This window comes from Micromonospora sp. NPDC005163 (genome assembly GCF_053599835.1).
The window spans coordinates 77,481-97,672 of the sequence record NZ_JBSFYP010000022.1 but is presented as its reverse complement, the minus strand read 5'-3'; the positions used below and the strand labels follow the sequence as shown (position 1 = coordinate 97,672).

22 protein-coding genes are annotated in these 20,192 nt (G+C 73.8%); 16 read left to right on the top strand and 6 right to left on the bottom strand.

What is annotated here, in order from left to right; translation table 11 throughout:
• The first annotated feature begins 27 nt into the window (after positions 1-27).
• From ACWD6N_RS17390 to ACWD6N_RS17380, 3 genes are all read left to right on the top strand, one after another.
• The gene (locus ACWD6N_RS17390) at positions 28-1,056 is read left to right on the top strand and encodes a hypothetical protein (protein ID WP_354964987.1); all 1,029 of its coding nucleotides are present in this window, start codon (positions 28-30) and stop codon (positions 1,054-1,056) included.
• A 74-nt stretch (positions 1,057-1,130) separates the two neighbouring features.
• The gene (locus ACWD6N_RS17385) at positions 1,131-2,690 is read left to right on the top strand and encodes a MinD/ParA family ATP-binding protein (RefSeq protein ID WP_354964986.1); all 1,560 of its coding nucleotides are present in this window, start codon (positions 1,131-1,133) and stop codon (positions 2,688-2,690) included.
• Between the two features lie 82 nt (positions 2,691-2,772).
• Positions 2,773-3,573 carry a DUF2567 domain-containing protein gene (locus ACWD6N_RS17380; RefSeq protein ID WP_354964985.1) on the top strand — a complete coding sequence of 267 codons (801 nt, stop codon included), beginning with the start codon at positions 2,773-2,775 and terminating at the stop codon, positions 3,571-3,573.
• On the opposite strand, the gene ACWD6N_RS17375 is transcribed toward ACWD6N_RS17380, so the two are convergent.
• Positions 3,488-4,192: an LON peptidase substrate-binding domain-containing protein gene (locus ACWD6N_RS17375; RefSeq protein WP_354964984.1), complete on the bottom strand. Its 705-nt coding sequence runs from the start codon at positions 4,190-4,192 to the stop codon at positions 3,488-3,490. The two genes, ACWD6N_RS17380 and ACWD6N_RS17375, sit on opposite strands and share 86 nt — an antisense overlap.
• 105 nt (positions 4,193-4,297) lie before the next feature.
• Here ACWD6N_RS17375 and hisD point away from each other — a divergent pair, with 105 nt between their 5' ends.
• From hisD to hisF, 11 genes are all read left to right on the top strand, one after another.
• The gene (hisD, locus tag ACWD6N_RS17370; RefSeq protein ID WP_354964983.1) at positions 4,298-5,620 is read left to right on the top strand and encodes a histidinol dehydrogenase; all 1,323 of its coding nucleotides are present in this window, start codon (positions 4,298-4,300) and stop codon (positions 5,618-5,620) included.
• A complete protein-coding gene (locus ACWD6N_RS17365) occupies positions 5,617-6,687 on the top strand; it encodes a histidinol-phosphate transaminase (protein WP_354964982.1) in 1,071 nt (356 codons plus the stop codon). The genes hisD and ACWD6N_RS17365 overlap by 4 nt, the downstream gene beginning before the upstream one ends.
• Positions 6,687-7,298: an imidazoleglycerol-phosphate dehydratase HisB gene (gene hisB, locus ACWD6N_RS17360; RefSeq protein ID WP_354964981.1), complete on the top strand. Its 612-nt coding sequence runs from the start codon at positions 6,687-6,689 to the stop codon at positions 7,296-7,298. Before ACWD6N_RS17365 ends, hisB begins: the two co-directional genes overlap by 1 nt.
• Entirely contained in the window at positions 7,298-7,468 is a 171-nt protein-coding gene (locus tag ACWD6N_RS17355; RefSeq protein WP_354964980.1) for a hypothetical protein, read from the top strand. The genes hisB and ACWD6N_RS17355 overlap by 1 nt, the downstream gene beginning before the upstream one ends.
• Positions 7,465-8,097, top strand: coding sequence for an imidazole glycerol phosphate synthase subunit HisH (gene hisH, locus ACWD6N_RS17350; protein ID WP_354964979.1), 633 nt, complete (start codon positions 7,465-7,467; stop codon positions 8,095-8,097). The genes ACWD6N_RS17355 and hisH overlap by 4 nt, the downstream gene beginning before the upstream one ends.
• A 39-nt stretch (positions 8,098-8,136) precedes the next feature.
• On the top strand, positions 8,137-8,460 hold the full coding sequence (locus ACWD6N_RS17345) for a hypothetical protein (RefSeq protein WP_089019766.1): 324 nt from the start codon (positions 8,137-8,139) through the stop codon (positions 8,458-8,460).
• Positions 8,461-8,473: 13 nt separating this feature from the next.
• Entirely contained in the window at positions 8,474-9,199 is a 726-nt protein-coding gene (gene priA / locus ACWD6N_RS17340) for a bifunctional 1-(5-phosphoribosyl)-5-((5-phosphoribosylamino)methylideneamino)imidazole-4-carboxamide isomerase/phosphoribosylanthranilate isomerase PriA (protein ID WP_354964978.1), read from the top strand.
• Positions 9,200-9,283: 84 nt separating this feature from the next.
• Positions 9,284-9,730: a MarR family winged helix-turn-helix transcriptional regulator gene (locus ACWD6N_RS17335; RefSeq protein WP_354964977.1), complete on the top strand. Its 447-nt coding sequence runs from the start codon at positions 9,284-9,286 to the stop codon at positions 9,728-9,730.
• Positions 9,731-9,735: 5 nt separating this feature from the next.
• Positions 9,736-10,167, top strand: a complete 432-nt coding sequence (locus tag ACWD6N_RS17330; RefSeq protein WP_354965122.1) for an organic hydroperoxide resistance protein — start codon at positions 9,736-9,738, stop codon at positions 10,165-10,167.
• Positions 10,168-10,212: 45 nt separating this feature from the next.
• A complete protein-coding gene (locus tag ACWD6N_RS17325) occupies positions 10,213-11,211 on the top strand; it encodes an NADP-dependent oxidoreductase (RefSeq protein WP_354964976.1) in 999 nt (332 codons plus the stop codon).
• Positions 11,212-11,343: 132 nt separating this feature from the next.
• On the top strand, positions 11,344-12,111 hold the full coding sequence (gene hisF, locus ACWD6N_RS17320; RefSeq protein WP_354964975.1) for an imidazole glycerol phosphate synthase subunit HisF: 768 nt from the start codon (positions 11,344-11,346) through the stop codon (positions 12,109-12,111).
• A 7-nt stretch (positions 12,112-12,118) separates the two neighbouring features.
• Here hisF and ACWD6N_RS17315 read toward each other — a convergent pair whose 3' ends face one another.
• On the bottom strand, positions 12,119-12,580 hold the full coding sequence (locus ACWD6N_RS17315; RefSeq protein ID WP_089019770.1) for a hypothetical protein: 462 nt from the start codon (positions 12,578-12,580) through the stop codon (positions 12,119-12,121).
• A gap of 101 nt (positions 12,581-12,681) precedes the next feature.
• Positions 12,682-13,380, bottom strand: coding sequence for a membrane protein YczE (yczE, locus tag ACWD6N_RS17310; RefSeq protein ID WP_354964974.1), 699 nt, complete (start codon positions 13,378-13,380; stop codon positions 12,682-12,684).
• Positions 13,381-13,439: 59 nt separating this feature from the next.
• Between yczE and yczR the strand changes: the two genes are divergently transcribed.
• Both yczR and ACWD6N_RS17300 read left to right on the top strand, forming a co-directional pair.
• Positions 13,440-14,894, top strand: a complete 1,455-nt coding sequence (yczR, locus tag ACWD6N_RS17305) for a MocR-like transcription factor YczR (protein WP_354964973.1) — start codon at positions 13,440-13,442, stop codon at positions 14,892-14,894.
• Positions 14,895-15,031: 137 nt separating this feature from the next.
• A complete protein-coding gene (locus ACWD6N_RS17300; RefSeq protein ID WP_354964972.1) occupies positions 15,032-16,270 on the top strand; it encodes a low temperature requirement protein A in 1,239 nt (412 codons plus the stop codon).
• A gap of 158 nt (positions 16,271-16,428) precedes the next feature.
• Here the strand turns inward: ACWD6N_RS17300 and ACWD6N_RS17295 are convergent, their stop codons facing one another.
• The 3 genes from ACWD6N_RS17295 to ACWD6N_RS17285 form a co-directional block, all read right to left on the bottom strand.
• Positions 16,429-18,255, bottom strand: a complete 1,827-nt coding sequence (locus ACWD6N_RS17295) for an AMP-dependent synthetase/ligase (RefSeq protein ID WP_354964971.1) — start codon at positions 18,253-18,255, stop codon at positions 16,429-16,431.
• Between the two features lie 137 nt (positions 18,256-18,392).
• Positions 18,393-19,268: a terpene synthase family protein gene (locus tag ACWD6N_RS17290; protein ID WP_354964970.1), complete on the bottom strand. Its 876-nt coding sequence runs from the start codon at positions 19,266-19,268 to the stop codon at positions 18,393-18,395.
• A gap of 200 nt (positions 19,269-19,468) precedes the next feature.
• Positions 19,469-20,095 carry a TIGR03085 family metal-binding protein gene (locus ACWD6N_RS17285; RefSeq protein WP_354964969.1) on the bottom strand — a complete coding sequence of 209 codons (627 nt, stop codon included), beginning with the start codon at positions 20,093-20,095 and terminating at the stop codon, positions 19,469-19,471.
• Between the last annotated feature and the right edge of the window lie 97 nt (positions 20,096-20,192).

Below are 20,192 nucleotides of genomic sequence, written 5' to 3'. Positions count from 1 at the left end.
CACCGATCCGACGAGGGGATCCCGCCCGTGCGCGCCGGCGACCTGCTGCGGCAGCTGGACCAACGGCTGCTGCCGCCGCTGACCCGGGCCGTGGCCCGGCTGGGCGACCGGTCGGCGCGGTCCGGGGTGCTCACCTGGGCCGCGCTGCTCTCCTCGGCGGCGGTGTTGGGCACCGCGGTCTGGGCCGTCGACGACGCTCCGGTCGGCGACCGGACCGTGGGCGAGGTGACCCGGGTCGGGGTGGTCGACGGCGACTCCGTCCCCGGCTACCTGCGGTCCGCCGCGGCCGACCTGGCCGCGCTGCCCACGGCGGCCCCGGCCACCGGGGAGGGGACCTACGCCCTGGTCACGCTGGATGCGTACCTGCCGCCGCAGCGACTGGCGGCGGTGCTCGGCGACGTGTCGGTCTCGACGGTGTTCGGGCGGGTCCCGCTGCCCGGCCGGCAGACCGAGATCGTCAAGATTCCCGCGCTGCGGGTGCCGGACGACGTGGTCGCCGGAATGGCGCAGGTGGCCGCCCGCAAGGACGCCGAAGCCGCGGACTACCGGGCGAAGGCCGCCGCGGTGAGCGGCGACGGCGCGGACGTGCGGGAGCTGCGCGAGCGGTACGCCAGCGGTGCGGCCGTGGCGGCGGCCGAGGCGGCCGGGTACCGGACCGGCTGCGCCTGCGTGTACGCGGCGGTGGTGCGGGCGGCGCCGGTGGCGCTGCGCGGTGTGGCGACCCGGCCGGACGTGCGGGCGGTCGACCCCGCCCCCGAGGTGTACCGGCTGGACCGCACGGTCTTCACGCCGCCACTGCCCGAGCAGCAGGACGTGGTCCGCCCGCCGGCCGACACCGGGCCGAGCGCGGAGCCGACCCCGGAGGTGCCGGTTGAGTCGCCGCCGGTCGCGCCGGTGCCCTCGGCAACGATGGGCGAATCGTCGGAACCCGCACCGGTCGTGACGATCCCATCACCCGAACCGTCGACGACCGGTCCCACCGAGTCGGCCCCGCCGAGCGTCACCACCTCGCCGGACGCCACCGGCACCGGGCCACCGACGCCCTCCCCGTCGTGATCTGCGCCGGGTGGTGTGCGTGCCGTGGTGTGGTCCGAATAGGGTTTCCTTCGTAGCCTGTCAGACGGAGATCGATGGCGCTGGGAGGGCGGGCCGTGGAGGGCAGTGAGACCGGCTGGGGCCGGCCGGCCGAACCAGCGCCGAGGTGGCGGGCGCTGCTGGACCGCGCCCGGCACGGCGCCCGCGCCCCCGAGCAGACCGAACCGGAGCGGCGAGCCGACGAACCGCCGCCGGATCCGTTGCCGCGGCGCGCGGCCCCCGACGGCTACGCCGGGCGGGCGTCGGCCATCGGGCATCCGGCCGAGCTGTCGTACGGCGCGGACCCGGGTTACCGGGCCGAGGCGACCTACCGGGTCGACCCCGCCTATCGGGCCGAGCCGGCGTACCGGCCGGAGCCGGACCACCGGGGCGAGCCGGGTTACCGGGCCGAGCCGGCGTATCGGGCCGAGCCGGCCTACCGCGCCGAGCCCGCGTACCGCGCTGAGCCGGCGTACCGTCCGGAGCCGGGCTATCGGGCGGAGCCGGCGTACCGGCCCGAGCCCGAGCCGCCGTCCCGCCAGGCCGAGCCGGTCGAGTCGCGTTACGCGATGCTGGACAACGGTTACCGGCACGGCAACCCGCCGGTGGAGTCCCGGTACGCGCTGCTGGAGACCGGTTACCAGCCGGAGACCGGCTACCCCGTGCCCCCGCCGTCCCCGTCCGCCCCGCCGGTCACGCCGCCGCCGGCCCCGCCGGTCGTCCCACCGCCCGCTCCGCCGATCAGCTCGGCCATCGCCGAGCGCGGCTACCCGCCGCGTATCGAATGGCGTCCGCAGGGCGTCGACCAGGAGTTGGAGCGGGCCACCGGGGTGCTCCGCCGCGACCTCGGCACTCCGCGGGTGTTCGCGTTCGCCAACCCCAAGGGCGGGGTGCACAAGACCACCGCGACGGTGCTCGCCGCGGCCACGGTCGGCAGCGTGCGGGGGCGGGGCGTGCTGGCCTGGGACGACAACGAGCTGCGCGGCACCCTCGGGCTGCGCGCCGGCAGCGCCCGGCACGCCCGGACCATCCGCCACCTGATCACTGAGCTGGCCCAGATCGAGATCCTGGAGGGCTCGACCCTGCTGGAGCGGCTGGACGACTTCCTGCGGCACGCCTCCGACGGCTCGTACGACGTGCTCGCCGGCGAGGAGAGCCCGCGCTTCGCCCAACGGCTGGACCAGTTCACCGTTCGGCGGGTGCTGGAGCTGCTGCGGCGTACCCACGACGTGGTCTGCGTGGACACCGGCAACAACGTGGAGAGCGCCAACTGGCGCACCGTGATGCAGGCCGCCGACCAGTTGGTGGTGACCACCGTGCCGCGTGAGGACGCGGCGTTCAGCGCCGACTGGATGCTCGACCTGCTGCACGAGGAGGGCATGGGAGAGCTGGCCGACAACGCGATCACGCTCATCTCCTGCCCCACGCCGGGCCGCTCCGCCCTGCAGGACGACCTGGAACGGCACTTCGCCACCCGTACCCGCGCGGTGGCCGTGGTGCCCTACGACCCGGCGCTCGAGACCGGGTCGTCGATCGAGTATCACCAGCTCCAGTCGGAGACCAGGCAGGCGTGGCTGCGCGCCGCCTCGGTCATGGTGGAGCCGTTCGCCCGCTGACCGGAGGCGGTGCGGTCACGTCATCGGGCGGGAGCGCGGATGACCGTGCACGGCCCGGGCGGCGAGCTGAGAGGATCATCGGGTGAACCCCGACAGCCCCGAATCCGACCGGCCCACGCCGCCCGGCGTCGAGTCGTCCGCGCCATCGACACCGGCCGACCCGGTAACGGACCAGCGTGCCGGCGGGGGGCCACCGGACGTGGACGCGGATTTCGGCGCCGTCCCGGCCGATCCGCCGCGCAGGCCGGCGCGGACCGGGGTGACGGTGGCCGGTGTCGTGCTCGCGCTGGCCGTGCTGGGTGCGCCGCTCGGGCTGCTCTGGGCCGCGCTCGCGCCCGACACCCCGGTGCTCAAGACCGCTGAGGGCGCGATCTACGCCGAGCCGCAGCCGGAGCAGCCGATCGCCGCGGACGGCTGGTTCAGCCTGCTCGGGCTCGCCTTCGGGGTGCTCGCGGCGCTCGGCCTGTGGTTCGTGCTGCGCCGCCGGCGCGGCCCCGTCGGGCTGATCGCCGCCGTGCTGGGCGCGCTGGCCGCCGCGCCGGTGGCCTGGCAGGTGGGTCGGCGGATCGGCCTGGCGACCTTCGACCGGCTGCTGGACACCGCCCCGGCCGGCCAGGCCTTCACCAAACCCGCCGACCTGCGGGCCGGCGGCGTCGACTGGTTGCTCGGCGTGCTGCCGGTGCCGCACGGCAACCTGCTGCTGCCGGCGTTCGGTGCCGCGATCACGTACACCCTGCTGGCCGGCTGGTCGCGCTGGCCGTCGCTGCGCCCGGAGCCGGAGCCCGACCCGACCGCGTTCAGTTGGGTGTCGGCGGGGACGCCAGCTCCGCCAGCGGCACCGGAACCGCCCGCACCTGACGCAGCAGAGCCGCCTCGCGGTTGAGCAGCCGCAGCTCGGCGCGGAGCCGGGCGGCGGTGTCGTCGATCGCCAGGAGCCGCTGCCGGTCGTCCACGGTCAGCGCCGCGGTCGCCGCCACGAGGTGGGAGAGCACGGTCGGGTCCTCGGGGAGCTGCTCGGAGATCTCCTCCGGGTCGGACCGGACCAGGCCCAGGTATTGCCGGAACACGGCGATCACCCGGGCGGCCAGCAGGTCGGCCACCTCGTCCGGCCCGGCCGGCTCGGGCAGCCACTCGACCTCGGCGGTCAGGTACGGCGCGGAGCTCTCGTCGACCTCGGCGATCCGGAACCGGCGCCGCCCGACCGTGACGATGTCGAAGCCCCCGTCGGCCAGCTCGGTCACCTGGCGCAGCTCGGCGGTGCAGCCGACCTCGTGCAGGGTGACCTCGCCGCCGGCGGGTGTGGGCCGGGCGCCGGGACCGGCCGGCGCCACCTCCCAGCCGGCCTGGATGGCGACCACCCCGAACTCGCGCGAGGCGCCCTCGGGCAGGCCGACCAGGTGCCGGACCAGGGCTCGGTAACGCTCCTCGAAGATGTGCAGTGGCAGCACCAACCCGGGAAAGAGCACCGTTGCGAGCGGGAACACCGGCAGCCGTGCGGTCACAGGTGGAGCCTAGCCAATCTCGCCCACGTCGGCGTGGCCCGGCTCACCGTCCCGGCGGACGGGCGGCCCGGGTGCGCTCCGGTCCGGCCGCCTAGACTCGCAAGGGTGCTGAATCGGATCGACCTGCGCAATGGTCTCGGTGACCCGCGCCGCCTGCTGCCCCGTGCCCAGCTCGACGTGTCGGTTGCCGTCGAGCGGATCCGGCCGCTCGTGGAGGCGGTCCGGGAGCATGGGTACCCGGCGATCCGGGAGGCCAGTGAGCGGTTCGACGGCGTCTCCCCGGAGGTGCTGCGGGTGCCGGTCGAGGCGATCGCCGAGGCCGAGGGGGTGCTCGACCCGGACGTGCGCGCCGCGCTGCTGGAGTCGATCAGCCGCGCCCGCCGGGTGCACGCCGACCAGCGGCGTACCGAGCACACCACCCAGGTGGTGCCCGGCGGCACGGTCACCGAGCGGTGGCTGCCGGTCGACCGGGTCGGGCTCTACGTCCCCGGTGGGCTGGCCATGTACCCGTCGACCGTCGTGATGAACGTGGTGCCGGCCCAGGCGGCCGGGGTGCGCTCGCTGGTGGTGGTCAGCCCACCGCAGAAGGACAACGGCGGCCTGCCCGACCCCCGGGTGCTCGCCGCGTGCGCGCTGCTCGGCGTCGACGAGGTCTACGCCGTGGGCGGCGCCCAGGCGGTGGCGATGCTGGCGTACGGGGCGGCGGTGGATCCGGCGGGCGACGCGCGCTGCGAGCCGGTCGATCTGGTCACCGGCCCGGGCAACATCTGGGTGACCGCCGCCAAGCGGCTGCTGCGGGGCGTCGTCGGCATCGACGCCGAGGCCGGTCCGACCGAGATCGCCATCCTGGCCGACGACACCGCCGACCCGGCGCACGTGGCCGCCGACCTGATCAGCCAGGCCGAGCACGACCCGCTCGCCGCGAGCGTGCTGGTCACGCCGTCGGTGGCGCTGGTCGAGGCGGTCGAGCGGGAGCTGGCCCGGCAGGTGCCGGCGACCAAGCACACCGAGCGGGTCACCACGGCGCTGACCGGCGAGCAGAGCGGCGTGGTCCTGGTCGACGACCTCGAGGCCGGGCTGCGGGTGGTCGACGCGTACGCGGCCGAGCACCTGGAGATCCAGACGGTCGACGCCCGCGAGTGGGCGCTGCGGGTACGCAACGCCGGAGCGATCTTCGTGGGTGCCTGGTCGCCGGTGTCGCTCGGCGACTACTGCGCCGGCTCCAACCACGTGCTGCCCACCGGCGGCTGCGCCCGGCACTCGTCGGGGCTGTCCGTGCAGTCCTTCCTGCGCGGCGTGCACCTGATCGAGTACACCCAGGCCGCGCTGCGCGAGGTGGCCCCGCACGTGGTCACCCTGGCCACCGTGGAGGACCTGCCCGCGCACGGCCAGGCCGTCCGGGCCCGCTTCCCCGGGGGGTCGGCGTGAGCTCACTCGACGACCTGCCGATCCGCGACGACCTGCGCGGGCTGTCGCCGTACGGCGCGCCGCAGCTGGACGTGCCGGTGCGGTTGAACACGAACGAGAACTCCTACCCGGTGCCGGAGCCGGTGGCCGACGCGATCGGCAAGGCGCTCGCGGCCGAGCTGCGCGACCTGAACCGCTACCCGGACCGGGACGCGGTGGCGCTCCGCGCCGACCTGGCCGGGTACCTCGGGCACGGGCTCACCGTCGAGCAGGTGTGGGCGGCCAACGGCTCCAACGAGATCCAGCAGCAGCTGCTCCAGGCGTTCGGCGGTCCGGGCCGCAGCGCGCTCGGCTTCGTGCCGGCGTACTCGATGCACCCGCTGCTGGCCCTCGGCACCGGCACCCGGTGGGTGCCGGCCCGGCGCGGCGTCGACTTCGGGTTGACCGCCGACGAGGCGGTGGCCCAGGTCCGTGAGCACCGGCCCGACGTGGTCTTCCTCTGCTCGCCGAACAACCCCACCGGCACCGCGCTGGCCCCGGCGGTCATCGCCGCCGTGCTGGACGTCGCGCCCGGCATGGTGGTGGTCGACGAGGCGTACGCCGAGTTCGCCCGGCCCGGCACGGTCAGCGCGTTGGCCGTGCTGCCGGGGCACCCGCGGCTGGTGGTGACCCGGACGATGAGCAAGGCGTTCGGCTTCGCCGGCGGACGACTGGGCTACCTGGCGGCCGACGCGGCGGTGGTGCAGGCGGTGCAACTGGTCCGGCTGCCGTACCACCTCTCCGTGCTGACCCAGGCCGCCGCCCGCGCGGCACTGGCCCACCGGGACGCCCTGCTCGGTACGGTGAGCGCGATCATGGCGCAGCGGGACCGGATCGTGGCGACGCTGCGTGGTCGGGGGCTGCGGGTGGCCGACAGCGACGCCAACTTCGTGCTCTTCGAGGTGGGCGGCGACCAGGGCGCCGCCTGGCGCGCACTGCTGGCGCAGGGGGTGCTCGTCCGCGACGTCGGCCTGCCCGGCTGGCTGCGGGTCACCGCCGGCACCCCCGCCGAGACCGACGCCTTCCTTTCTGCGATGGAGACATTCTGATGAGCCGGACCGCCCGGGTGGAGCGGATCACCAAGGAGACCAAGGTCCTCGTCGAGATCGACCTCGACGGCACCGGCACGGCCGAGATCAGCACCGGGGTCGGTTTCTACGACCACATGCTGCACCAGATCGCCCGGCACGGCGGCTACGACCTGACCGTGCGCACCGTCGGCGACCTGGAGATCGACGCGCACCACACCATGGAGGACACCGCGCTCGCCCTGGGCGCCGCGTTCGACCAGGCGCTGGGCGACAAGGCCGGCATCCGGCGGTACGGCTCGGCGACCGTCCCGATGGACGAGGTGCTGGTCCGGGCCGCCGTGGACCTGTCCGGCCGGCCGTACGTGGTGCACGACGAGCCGGCGCTGGCGCCGTACATCGGCCCGGTGTACCCGACCAGCATGACCCGGCACATCTGGGAGTCCTTCGGCCAGGCGGCCCGGATCACCCTGCACGTCGACGTGCTGCGGGCGTCCCTGCCGGGCGGCAACCCGGACGCGCACCACGTGGTGGAGGCGCAGTTCAAGGCGGTCTCCCGGGCGCTGCGCGAGGCCACCGCGATCGACCCGCGGGCGGCGGGCGCGATCCCGAGCACGAAGGGCGCTCTCTGATGCGCGTGTTGCCGACGCTGTTGCTGATCCTGGCCGGGGTGCTGGTGGGCGGGGTGTGGTCGCTGTACCGGCAGGGCGCGCCGCAGGCCGCGGTGGTGGTCACCGCGCTCCTGGCCGTGTTGGCCACCGCTGGCGGGGTGCTCTGGCTGCTCCCGGACTCGGGCTCATGACCGGCGTCGTGGTGCTCGACTACGGCTCGGGCAACCTGCGTTCCGCGGAGCGGGCGCTGGCCGCCGCCGGCGCGGACGTGCGGGTGACCGACGACCTCGCGGCCGCGGCCGCGGCCGACGGTCTGGTGGTGCCGGGGGTGGGCGCCTTCGCGGCGTGCATGGCCGGGATCGAGGCGCTCGGCGCCGGCCCGGTGATCGCCGAGCGGGTGGCCGCCGACCGACCGGTGCTCGGCATCTGCGTGGGCATGCAGGTGCTCTTCGAGCACGGGGACGAACACGGTGTGGTGACCAAGGGGCTCGGTCTGCTGCCGGGCGGGGTGACCCGGCTGGCCGCGACCCGGCTGCCACACATGGGCTGGAACACGGTCCGGGCGCCCCGGGACTCGGTGCTCTTCGCGGGCATGCCGGCGCAGAGCAGGTTCTACTTCGTCCACTCGTACGCGATGGGTGACCCGGCGGCGCTGGCCGCGACCGGCGCCACGGTGACCACGGCCCACCACGACACCGATTTCGTCGCCGCGGTGGAGCGTGGTCCGCTCTCGGCGGCACAGTTCCATCCGGAGAAGTCCGCCGACACCGGTGCCGCGCTGCTGCGTAACTGGCTCGCCACGCTGCCCAGTGGTGGCTGAGCGTCGTCGCCGCCCGGCGCTCGCCCGGCGGGGGTCGCGGTGAGCCGGGAACGGGCGCGCCGCCGGGCGGAACGCGAGGCCGAGCAGGCCCGGGAGCGGGCGGTCCGGCAGCGCCGGGTGGCCCGCCGGCAGCGTCGCCGGGCGGTGGTTCGCCGGTTGACGCCGCAGCTGCGGCGGGGCCGGTCCGGTCGGTTGGCCCGGCACACCCGGGGCGAGCGTGCCGCTATCGTGCTGCTCACCGGGGCGGCGCTGATCCTGATCTGGACGTTCGTCGACGATCTGGCGCTGCGCATCGCGCTGATCGTGCTGTTGCTGCTCGTACTGCCGGCGGTCGTGGTGATCGCCCTGGACCGCCGTACCTGATCGAGGAGAAGACGTGAGCCTCACCCTGTTACCCGCCGTGGATGTCGCCGACGGCCGGGCCGTCCGGCTCGTGCAGGGCGCCGTCGGTAGCGAGAGCATCTACGGCGACCCGCTCGACGCCGCACTGGCCTGGCAGCGCGACGGCGCAGAGTGGATCCACCTGGTGGATCTGGACGCGGCGTTCGGACGGGGCACCAACGCGCACCTGCTCGCCGAGGTGGTGCGCCAGCTCGACGTGCAGGTGGAGCTCTCCGGCGGCATCCGGGACGATGAGTCGCTACGTGCGGCGTTGGGCACCGGGGCGGCCCGGGTGAACATTGGCACCGCGGCCCTGGAGGACCCGGTCTGGTGCGACCGGGTGGTCGGGGAGTACGGCGACCGGGTCGCCATCGGGCTGGACGTGCGTGGTCGTACCCTCTCGGCGCGTGGCTGGACCCGTGACGGCGGTGACCTGTACGAGGTGCTGGAGCGGCTGGACAAGGCGGGCGCCAGCCGGTACGTGGTCACCGACATCACCAAGGACGGCACCATGCGCGGGCCGAACCTGGACCTGCTGCGCGAGGTGTGCGGCCACACCGACGCTCCGGTGATCGCGTCCGGCGGTGTGTCCACACTGGACGATCTGCGGGCGCTGGCGACCCTGGAGCCGCTCGGGGTGGAGGGTGTGATCGCGGGCAAGGCGCTCTACGCGGGCGCCTTCACGGTGGCCGAGGCGCTGCGGACGCTGGCCGAGGTGTAACAGCCACCCGGCTCGGACCGTGGTCACGACCGCACCGCGACCAGATCGGTTGTGCACAACTTAATTGTGGGCTACGGTTCAGCGGTGACCGATGACCTGGTGCTGCGCCGGCAGGTGTGCTTCGCGCTCTACGCCGCGTCGCGCGCCCTGACCGACGTCTACCGGCCGATCCTCGACCGGTTCGGCCTGACCTACCCGCAGTACCTGGTGCTGCTGGTGCTCTGGGAGCGCCCCGACGACGCCCCCACGGTCTCCGAGCTGGGCGCCGAGCTGCGGCTGGACTCCGGCACGCTCTCGCCGCTGCTCAAGCGGCTGGAGGGGGCGGGCCTGGTGGTGCGGCGGCGGTCGGCGCGCGACGAGCGACGGGTCGAGGTGGGCCTCACCGAGCAGGGCCGGGCGCTGCGGCAGCAGGTGGACGAAATCCCGCTGCAGATCGCCCGGGCCACCGGGCTCGACATCGCCGAGCTGGTCGCGCTGCGCGACACCCTCACCCGGGTCACCGACACCATCCAACGACAGAAGGAGCAGTGACCATCATGCAGGTGCTCTACACCGCATCCGCCACGGCCAGCGGCGACGGCCGGGACGGCCACGTCGAGACCTCCGACGGCACGTTCACGCTCGACCTGGCCGTGCCGAAGGAGATGGGTGGCGCCGGTGGCGCAGCGAACCCCGAGCAGCTCTTCGCCGCCGGCTACGCGGCCTGCTTCCACGGCGCGCTGCGGCTGGTCGCCCGCCGGGCCAAGGCCGACGTGACCGGCTCGGTCGTCGCCGCCGAGGTGGGCATCGGCCCGAACGGCAGCGGCGGGTTCGGGCTCACCGTGCAGCTCGTCGTCGACCTGCCCGCCGTGCCCCGCGACGCCGCCGAGCAGTTGGTCGAGCAGGCACACCAGGTCTGCCCGTACTCCAACGCCACCCGCGGCAACATCGACGTCGCGCTGACCGTCCGCGAGTCCCTGACCGCGTGACGTCGCGGACCCAGGCCCCGACCGCGACGAGAGGACGACCACCCCGTGACCAGCAACCGTGAGATCCACCTGGCCAGCCGCCCCCAGGGCTGGCCCGTTGAGGAGAACTTCCGGCTCGTCGAGACCGACGTCCCGACGCCCGGCCCGGGCCAGATCGTGGTCCGCAACCAGTACCTGTCGGTCGACCCGTACATGCGTGGCCGGATGAACGACGTCAAGTCGTACGTGCCGCCGTTCGCGCTCGACGCGCCGCTCGACGGCGGTGCGATCGGCGAGGTGGTGGCCAGCGAGGCAGCGGACGTCAGCATCGGCGACACCGTGCTGCACGGGCTGGGCTGGCGGGAGTACGCGGTGCTCGACGCCACCGCCGCCCGCCGGGTCGACCCGAGCCTGGCACCGGTCAGCGCGTACCTCAGCGTGCTGGGTATGACGGGCCTGACCGCGTACGCCGGGCTGCTGGAGGTGGCCGCGATGAAGCCCGGCGAGACGGTCTTCGTCTCCGCCGCGGCCGGCGCGGTCGGCAGCCTGGTCGGCCAGATCGCCAAGCTCAAGGGCGCCGGCCGGGTGATCGGCAGCGCCGGCTCGCCGGCCAAGGTAGAGCGACTGCGGGCGCTGGGCTTCGATGCCGCCTTCGACTACCACGACGGGTCGGTCCGCGACTCGCTGAAGGCGGCCGCCCCGGACGGCGTCGACGTCTACTTCGACAACGTCGGCGGCGATCACCTGGAGGCGGCGATCTCGGTGCTGAACCTGCACGGTCGGGCCGCCATCTGCGGCATGATCGCGCAGTACAACGACACCGAGCCACCGGCCGCACCACGCAACCTGGCGCTGGTCATCGGCAAGCGGCTCACCCTGCGCGGCTTCCTGGTCCGCGACCACGAGGACGTGCGCGAGGCGTTCGTCCGTGACGTCGCCGGCTGGCTGCGCGAGGGCCGGCTCTTCTACGACGAGACGATCGTGGACGGCATCGAGAACGCCCCGGCGGCGTTCCTCGGCCTGCTCCGCGGCGACAACCTGGGCAAGATGCTCGTCCGGGTGTAAGGAAGGGCCCCCTGTTAACGCCTGCGGTATAGGAAGGGCCCCTTCCTAACACGCACAGCACCAAACGGCACCCGCGGTGGCCGGCCACACAGGCCGGCCACCGTCGTGTCGCAGGGGGATAGGCTGGCGGGCATGACGGTGGCGGTGCGGGTGATCCCCTGTCTGGACGTGGACGCCGGGCGGGTGGTCAAGGGGGTCAACTTCCTCGACCTGCGTGATGCCGGTGACCCGGTGGAGCTGGCCGCCGCCTACGACCGGGCCGGCGCGGACGAGCTGACCTTCCTCGACGTCACCGCGTCCTCCAGCGACCGTGGCACGATGCTCGACGTGGTGCGCCGCACCGCCGAGTCGGTGTTCATCCCGCTGACCGTCGGCGGCGGCGTCCGGCAGGTCGCCGACGTCGACACGCTGCTCCGCGCCGGCGCGGACAAGGTCGGCGTGAACACCGCCGCCATCGCCCGGCCGGAGCTGATCGCCGAGATCGCCGACCGGTTCGGCCGGCAGGTGCTGGTGCTCTCCCTCGACGTGCGCCGGGCCCCGGCCGGCACCACGCCCAGCGGCTTCGAGGTCACCACGCACGGCGGCCGGCGCGGCACCGGGATCGACGCGGTGCACTGGGCGCAGCGGGGGGCCGAGCTGGGCGCGGGGGAGATCCTGCTCAACTCGATGGACGCCGACGGCACCAAGGCGGGCTTCGACCTGGCACTGATCGGCGCGGTACGGGCGGTGGTGGACGTGCCGGTCGTGGCCAGCGGTGGCGCCGGCGAGGTGGCCCACTTCGCGCCCGCCATCGGTGCCGGGGCGGACGCGGTGCTCGCCGCCAGCGTCTTCCACTTCGGCGAGCTGACCGTGGCCGAGGTCAAGGACGCACTGCGCCGCAGCGGCCACCCGGTGCGCTGAGCCCCCATCAGTGCCCTCCGGAGTGACCCTCCGGTGAACGCCGGGGTGTGGGAATCGAGCGGACCGCGTACTCCTGGACAGCCGCCGCGTGGTCGGCCTCGTCCAGGTTCCACTCGGCGCTGCCCGGCGCGTGCCGGCGGCTCAGCACGCCCTGGACGGTGTCCACCATGGTCGCCACACCGGCGCGTGGCCGGGAGCGCCAGAGCTGCTCGCCCTCGGCGGTGATCCGGAACCAGCCGTCGGCGACGCTGACCAGACCAGCGCCGACCAGCCGTCGGACGGCGGCCTCCACCTCGTGCCGCTGCGGGATCGCCTGGTTGAGGTGATCGGCGGTGGAGAGCACGTCGGCCAGGCGGACGCCCTCCGGACGGCGGCTGGTGGCGGACCGACGGTGCCGCCCGGCCCCGCTCGCGATCACCAGCGACACGAAGATCCAGGCGTCGGTCCAGCGCCAACCGTTCTCCCCCATGCAGAGATGATGACGGCGAGCGTCGCGGAAGGGAACACCAACCCACCAACCGACCGCCTCCACCACCGGCGCGTGCCGGTGCGCGGACCGTCGGTGAACGCTCAGCCCGCCGGGGCCACCGGCGTGACGGCTCCCGGCGCGGTGGCCGAGGGGTCGGGCACGCCGGGCAGTGGGTCGGGTGCCGCGGGGTGCTGTTCGGGCACCGCGAACAGCGGGATGAAGAGCTGCGCCAGCGGGCCGATGGCCAGCGCGTACGCCACGGTGCCCACACCGACCGTGCCGCCCAGCAGCCAGCCCAGCGCCAGCACGGTGACCTCGATGACCGTGCGCACCAGGCGGATCGAACGGCCGGGTCGGCGGGCCACGAAACCGGTCATCAGCCCGTCGCGTGGGCCGGGGCCGAGCCGGGCGCCGAGATAGAGACCGGTGGCGGCGCCGTTGGCGACGATCCCGGTGATCAGCAGCGCGATCCGGACGCCGAGCGGGCCGCCGGCCGGCAGCAGGGCCAGCGTGGCGTCCACCACCAGGCCGATCACCACCACGTTGCTGACCGTGCCGAGGCCGGGGCGTTGCCGCAGCGGAATCCAGAGCAGCAGCACCAGCGCGCCGACCCCGATGGTGACCGTGCCGAAGGAGAGCCGGGTCAGCTCGGCCAACCCCTGGTGGAACACGTCCCACGGGTCGAGGCCCAGGTCGGAGCGGATCATCAGAGCCATGCTGATCCCGTACAGGGTCAGCCCGGCGTACAGCTGGGCCAGCCGTCGCGCAGGCCGGTGCCGCAGATTGCCAATCAGTGCCATGCATGCCACCCTAGGTGCCAATCCTCCCGGAGGAAGAAGCCAATATCGGAGGAGTGGCCATGACAGCTCAGGTGCGCGGCGGCCAATTGGCCCGTCTGCTCGGGCAGTGGCACGCCCTACCGGGTCGTCGCCGCAGCCCCGACTACGCCGCCCTGGCCGGCGCGGTGCGCGGGCTGCTCGCCGACGGCCGGCTGCCGCTCGGCGTCCGCCTGCCGGCGGAACGGGAACTGGCCGAGGCGCTGCGGATCAGCCGGACCACGGTCACCGCCGCGTACCGGCAGCTGCGCGAGACCGGGCACCTGGCCAGCCGCCGGGGAGCCGGCAGCTGGACCATGCTGCCCGGTAACCACCGGGTGGCCAGCACCGGACTGTGGACCCCGCTGGACGACCGGGAGATGATCGACCTCGGCGTCGCCGCGCTGGCCGCCCCGCCGCAACTGCTGGCGGCCGCCCGCGCCGCCGCCGAGGACCTGCCCCGCTACCTGGGCGGGGCCGGCTACCACCCCACCGGGATCATCGAGCTGCGCGAGGCGGTGGCCGACGGGTACGCCGCCCGGGGCCTGCCCACCTCGGCCGACCAGATCATGATCACTAGTGGCACCCAGCACGCGCTGGACCTGGTGCTGCGACTCGCCCTGGCCCCCGGCGGCAGCGTGCTGGTCGAGTCACCGACCTACCCCAACGCGCTCGCCGCGCTGGCCGGCCGGCGCGCTCGCATCGCCACCCACGGCCTGGCCGCCGACGCCGGTTGGGAGTCCGACCTGCTACTGGGCAGCCTCCGGCAGACCCGACCCAAGCTGGCCTACCTGATCCCGGAGTTCCAGAACCCGACCGGGCACCTGATGCCGGCGTCGCTGCGCGAGCGGGTGGTGGCCGCCGCCCACGCCGTCGGCACCGACCTGGTCATCGACGAGTCCTTCGTGGACCTGCCGCTGGACGGCACCGAGCTGCCCCCGCCGACGGCCACCTTCGACCGGCACAGCCGGGTGGTCAGCATCGGCGGGATGAGCAAGCCGTACTGGGGTGGCCTGCGGATCGGTTGGGTACGCGCCTCCGCCCCACAGGTGCAGCGGCTGGCCGCCGTCCGGGTCGGCGTGGACATGGCCAGCCCGGTGCTGGACCAACTCGTCGCCGTGCACCTGCTCGCCGACGCGAAGGCCATCGTCGCGGACCGCCGCGCCCAGCTCGCCGCCCAGCGCGACGCGCTGCTCGGCGCGCTGGCGCACCGGCTGCCGGACTGGCGGATCACCGTGCCACGCGGCGGCGTGACGCTCTGGGCCGAACTGGACGGCCCGGTCTCCAGCGCGTTGGCCCGGGCCGCCGAGGACGTCGGCGTCCGGCTGGCGCCCGGCCCCCGGTTCGGCCTGGACGGCACCCTGGAGCGCTTCCTGCGGCTGCCGTTCACCCTGCCCGCCGCGGACCTCGTCGAGGCCGTCGGGCGGATCGCCGCAGTCCGCTACGACCTGGACCGCACCGGCCGGCAGCGATGGAGCGAGCCCGCCGTCATCGCCTGAGACCGTCGCCCCGAGCGCAAGCCCCGGCTGGGATCGCCGTCACGTCGTCGCGGGGGCCTCGCCGGTCCGCCTGGACTGCGAGACTGTGCGCCGTGACGATTGGCGGTACGACGCGGCGGACGCCGCGGATGCGGGCGATGACCGAGGGCTCCACGGTGACCCCGCTGGAACTCTTCTTCGACCTGGTCTTCGTCTACGCGCTCACCCAGGTAACCGCGCTGATGGCGGACGACCTCACCGGTGCCGGCCTGCTGCGGGGCCTGCTGCTGCTGGCCCTGCTCTGGTGGTGCTGGTGCTGCTACGCCTGGCTGGGCAACACGGTGCGGGCCGACGAGGGCCTGGTGCGGGTGGTGCTGTTCGCCGTCATGGCCACCATGTTCGTGGTCGCGGTGACCATCCCGGAAGCCTTCGACGACCTTCCCGGCGGGCTCTCCGGCCCGGTGGTCTTCGCCGCCTGCTACCTGGTCGTCCGGGTGCTGCACCTGGTGCTCTACTACTTCGCGGCACGTGGTGACGCCGGGCTGCGCCGTCAACTGCTCCGCGCCGCCCTGCCGATGCTCGCCGGGGCGCTGCTGCTCTTCTCCGCCGCGGTGGTGCCGCAGCGGCTGACCGACTCACCACAGCAGGTCGACACGATCCGCACGGCTCTCTGGGTGCTCGCACTCGCTGTCGACTACGGCGGGATCATGGCGATCGGGGCGCGGGGCTGGCAGATCTTCTCCGCCGCCCACTGGACCGAACGGCACGGCCTGATCATCATCATCGCGCTCGGCGAGTCGCTGGTGGCCATCGGCGTGGGGGTCACCGCGCTGCCCATCTCCTGGCCGATCATCGTCGCCTCGGTGCTGGCCATCATGGTCACCGCCGCGCTCTGGTGGGCGTACTTCGACGTGGTGTCGATCGCCGCCGAGCGGGTGCTCCACCGGGCCGAGGGCGCCGCCCGCGCCGCGCTGGGCCGCGACTCCTACACCTACCTGCACCTGCCCATGGTGGCCGGCATCATCCTGCTCGCCCTCGGCTTCAAGAAGGTGCTGTCGTACGTGGGGGACGGCACCGAGCACGAGCTGAGCGACCCGCTGCACGGGCTGGGACTGCTGGCCCTCTACGGCGGCGTGATCCTCTACCTGCTGGGCCACCTCGGCTTCCGGCTGCGCAACATGGCCTCGGTCAACTGGCCTCGGGTGGCGACGATGCTGCTGCTGGTGGCGCTGCTGCCGGTGGCCGACCACCTGCCGGCGCTGGCCGCGCTGGGCCTGCTGGCCGCCGTCTGCGTCGGAATGGTGGTCGCCGAGGTGCGGCTGTTCGGCGCTGCCCGCCGCGAGCTGCGGGACTCCTTCCTCGCGGAGCACGGCGCGGGCGCGGCTCCGGGCGACTGACCGGAGCAGGCGGCGCGGGTGGGTGGCGGAACACAGCGGTGCACGGCACCGGTCGCGGCGGCCGGCCAGACGCACCGGCGGGCTGCGCACCCGTGAACGCCGGCAGCCCCGAGACCTGATCGGTGCGGGGCCGCCGGCGGTCGAGCTCAGGGCTCGTCTCAGAGTTCGGCGAGGGTGCCGGCGTACATCTTGTCGATCTCGGCGGCGAAGTTGCTCTCCACACCGCGCCGCTTGATCTTCAACGACGGGGTGATCTCGCCGTCCTCGATGGTCAGGTCGCGCGGCAGGATCGCCACCTTCTTGATCGTCTCCCAGCGGTTGAGCTTGGCGTTGAGCTGGGCGACGTACTCCTCGACCATCGCCTTGGCCTCGGGCGAGGTGACGATGGCCGAGTAGTCGCGGCCCTCCAGCGGGCCGCCGGCCACCCACCCCCGGATCGCGTCCGGGTCCAGCGTGACCAGCATCGTGCAGAAGTTGCGGGCCTGCCCGACGACGACCGCCTGCGAGGTGTACGGGCAGATCGCCTTGAACATCCCCTCGATGTGCGAGGGCGCGATGTACTTGCCGCCCGAGGTCTTGACCAGGTCCTTCTTCCGGTCGGTGATCCGCAGGTAGCCCTGCTCGTCGAGGCTGCCGATGTCGCCGGTGCGGAAGAACCCGTCCTCGGTGAACGCGGCGGCGGTCTCCTCCGGCAGGTTGTGGTAGCCGCGCATCACCGGCCGGCCGCGGACCAGGATCTCCCCGTCGGTGTCGATCCGGCACTCCAGGTCGCCCATCGCCCGGCCCACCGTGCCGATCCGCAGCCCGGAGGGCGGGTTGACGAAGTTGCCGGCGCTCGTCTCGGTCAGGCCGTAGCCCTCGGAGATCGGCAGGTTGGCGGCGGCGAAGAAGGTGGCGATCTCCGGGCTGAGCGGAGCCGCGCCGGAGACCAGGACCCGCATCCGGCCGCCCAGGCGGGCCTGGAGCTTGCTGAACACCAGCTTCTCGGCCAACCCGTAGCGCAGCTTCAGCCCGGCGGGCACCGGCTTGCCGGCCTGCTCCAGGGTCACCTTCTCCTTGCCGACCCGGACGCCCCAGGCGAAGATCTTCGCCTTCGCGCCGCCGGCGCCCTGCGCGGTGGTCACCGCCTTGTTGTAGACCTTCTCGAACACCCGGGGAGCGCCGCACATCAGCGTCGGCCGGATCACCGAGAGCAGGTCGACCAGCTTGTCCACCCGCCCGTCGACGTAGGTGGGCAGGCCCACGTGGATGGCGCCGCAGAGCAGCGTCTTGCCGAACGAGTGGGCCAGCGGCAGCCACAGGTACTGCAGGTCGTCGTCGCGGAGCAGCCCGACCTCGGCCTGCGCCACGGCCTCCCAGCACCAGCCGCCGTGCAGCAGTTCGACGCCCTTGGGCCGGCCGGTGGTGCCGGAGGTGTAGATCAGGGTGGCCAGGTGCTCCGGACCGATGCCGGCCACGAGCATGTCGATCAGATCCGGCTCGGCGGCCAGCGCGCGGGCGCCCCGCTCCTCCAAATCGGCGAGGGTGAGCTGGGGGACTGCGGCGGTCTCGTCGGCGGCGCCGTCGAGGAGCACCACGTGGGTCAGCGCGGGCAGGTCGGCACCGGCGATCTTGGCGGCCTGGGCCGGGTTCTCCGCGAAGAGCACCTTCGAGCCGGAGTCGGCGATGATGTAGGTCGCGTCCGCCGGCTCGGTGGTCGGGTAGACGGTGGTGGTCGACCCGCCGGCGCACATGATGCCGAGGTCGGCGATCACCCAGTCCAGGCGGGTGTTGGCGAGGATCGCGACGGGATCCTCCTGGCCGACGCCCAGGCCGTGCAGGCCGGCGGCGACCGCCTTGGCGCGCTGGCCGACCTGCTCCCAGGTCAGCCAGACCGGGCCCGACTCGTCGGGGGCCGGGTAAGCGAACGCGTGCCGGTCGGGGGTGGCCGCCACGCGCTTGAGGAACATGTCCGGGATGGAGCGGTACGGGACATCGAGAGCCATCGCTGTAGCCGCCTTCGGGGGTGGTGGCGTGACGATCGTCACGTCATAGTGGTTACCGAAGGGTATTGCCTGTCGCCGGGCATCGGCTAGCCCCGGTGATCGTCCGGGCCCCCCGTCCCGCCATCCGGTACGCCGGATCAGGCGTAACGGGCGGCCACCAGTGACCAGTCGTAGGTTGCCCGGATCCAGTTGCGCCGGGCGGCGAGCGCCGGGCGCAACCCCTCGTCCCCGCTGGCGAGCAGCGTGTCCTCCGCGGTCAGGTACGCCGTCAGCCCCTGGTTGAACCGGTCGGCCGCGGCCCGCAGCGCGCCCGGTTCGTCCGTGCCGGTCTCCTGGGCGATCACGGTCACCAGGTTGTGCGCGTCCGGGTCGGCCCGGCTCTCCTTGCCGTAGGAGAAGAGGTCGTTGCACCAGCAGACCAGGTCCACCGCCAGCAGGTCCAGGGCGGCCAGCGCCGGGTCGGCGTGCCGGCTCGGCTCGGGCGGCTCCTCCGACGCCAGGTCGGTCAAGGTGAGGCAGGGGTGCACGCCGCCGATGTGTCGGCGCAGTTGGACGTACTCCGCGACCTCGGGAACCCGTCGGCGCTCCCGGTTGGTCGCCTCCCAGAGCAGCGCCAACAGGTACTCCCGTACCTGGCTGACGAACCGCAGCAGCAGTGTCGGGCGGTCGTGCAGCCGGGTCCGGCGGCACAGGTCGTGCAGCGCGTCACCCAGCGGCCCCGCGGTCGGCGGCACGACGTCGGGGTCACCGCACCGGTCCAGCACGTCGAGAAGGGTGCCGATCGCCGGCGCCAGCCGGCCCGGGTCGGCGCCGAGGCCGTCCTCGTCGCAGGCGTCGTCCATCACGAAGAGCCAGGAGATCAGGTCGGTGAGCAGCCGCAGCCCGTCCGCCGACCCGTCGGGGGAGGCTCGCCCGGCCAGGCCGGCGGCGTCCGCCCGCTGCAGCCGATGGACCCGATGGCTGGAATCGATCAGCCCGAACGCGCGCGCCCACTCGACGCTCTCGTCCGCCACTCGATCCGTGGCCTCGTGGCGCCCTACGGGAAACGGGGGCTCCCGCAGCGCCGAGATCGCGAAAGTCCGCACAATGTGCCCCCACTCGTGCCGCCCCGGCGCGGAACGGCGCGGTGAAGCGTACGGGAGCAGGGATCGTTATGCGTCGCTGGGCGCGATGCTTTCCACGAGCGAGGTCGTGACCGTTTAGGTGCAGAGAGTTACAATCCCAGGCTGGCGTTGCGGAGCAGTCGCGCGGACGCCGCCGAGCCGTCCAACTGGACGCGGGCCACCCGCTGCCGGCCGGAAAGGAACAGGGTCAACTCGGCCGGGGCGCCGACCACCCGCAGCCGCTCGCCGCCGCGGCCGACGGAGATCTCGCCGTACCCCGGCGCCTGTACGTAGAGGTCCGCCGGAAAGCGGCGCAGAGCCAGTCGGGCCAGCGGGGCGGCCCGCCTCCACAGCGCGGCCTGCAGGCCGGGCGGCAGCTCGCGCGGCAGCCACCCCGACCCGGCCCGCCGCACGTCCTCGTGGTGGATGAAGAACTCCAGCATGTTGGCCAGTTCGTCGGTCACCGGGTTGCTGACCGGGCTCCACACCGGTGGTCGGCGCACCTGCGCCACCAGGTCGGCGTAGGGCCGGGCGGCAAGACGGCGCCGGACCCGTTCGGCGTACCCGCGCAGCGGGGCCAGCAAAATCCCGCCGGCCGCGTCCGGGCGGCGCTCCCGCAGCACCAGGTGCGCGGCGAGATCGCGGGTCGCCCAGCCCTCGTTGATCGTCGGCGCGTCCGGCCCGAGGGCCAGCAGAAGATCCGCCAGCGCCTCGCGCTCGGCTCGGGCGTACCGCATTGCCCGATCGTAGGCCCACGGGCCCGTCGGCGCCCGCCGGCGGACGCCCGGTCGGCAGAACCGATCTCGTCGCCCTCGGATACGTGATGGTCGACAT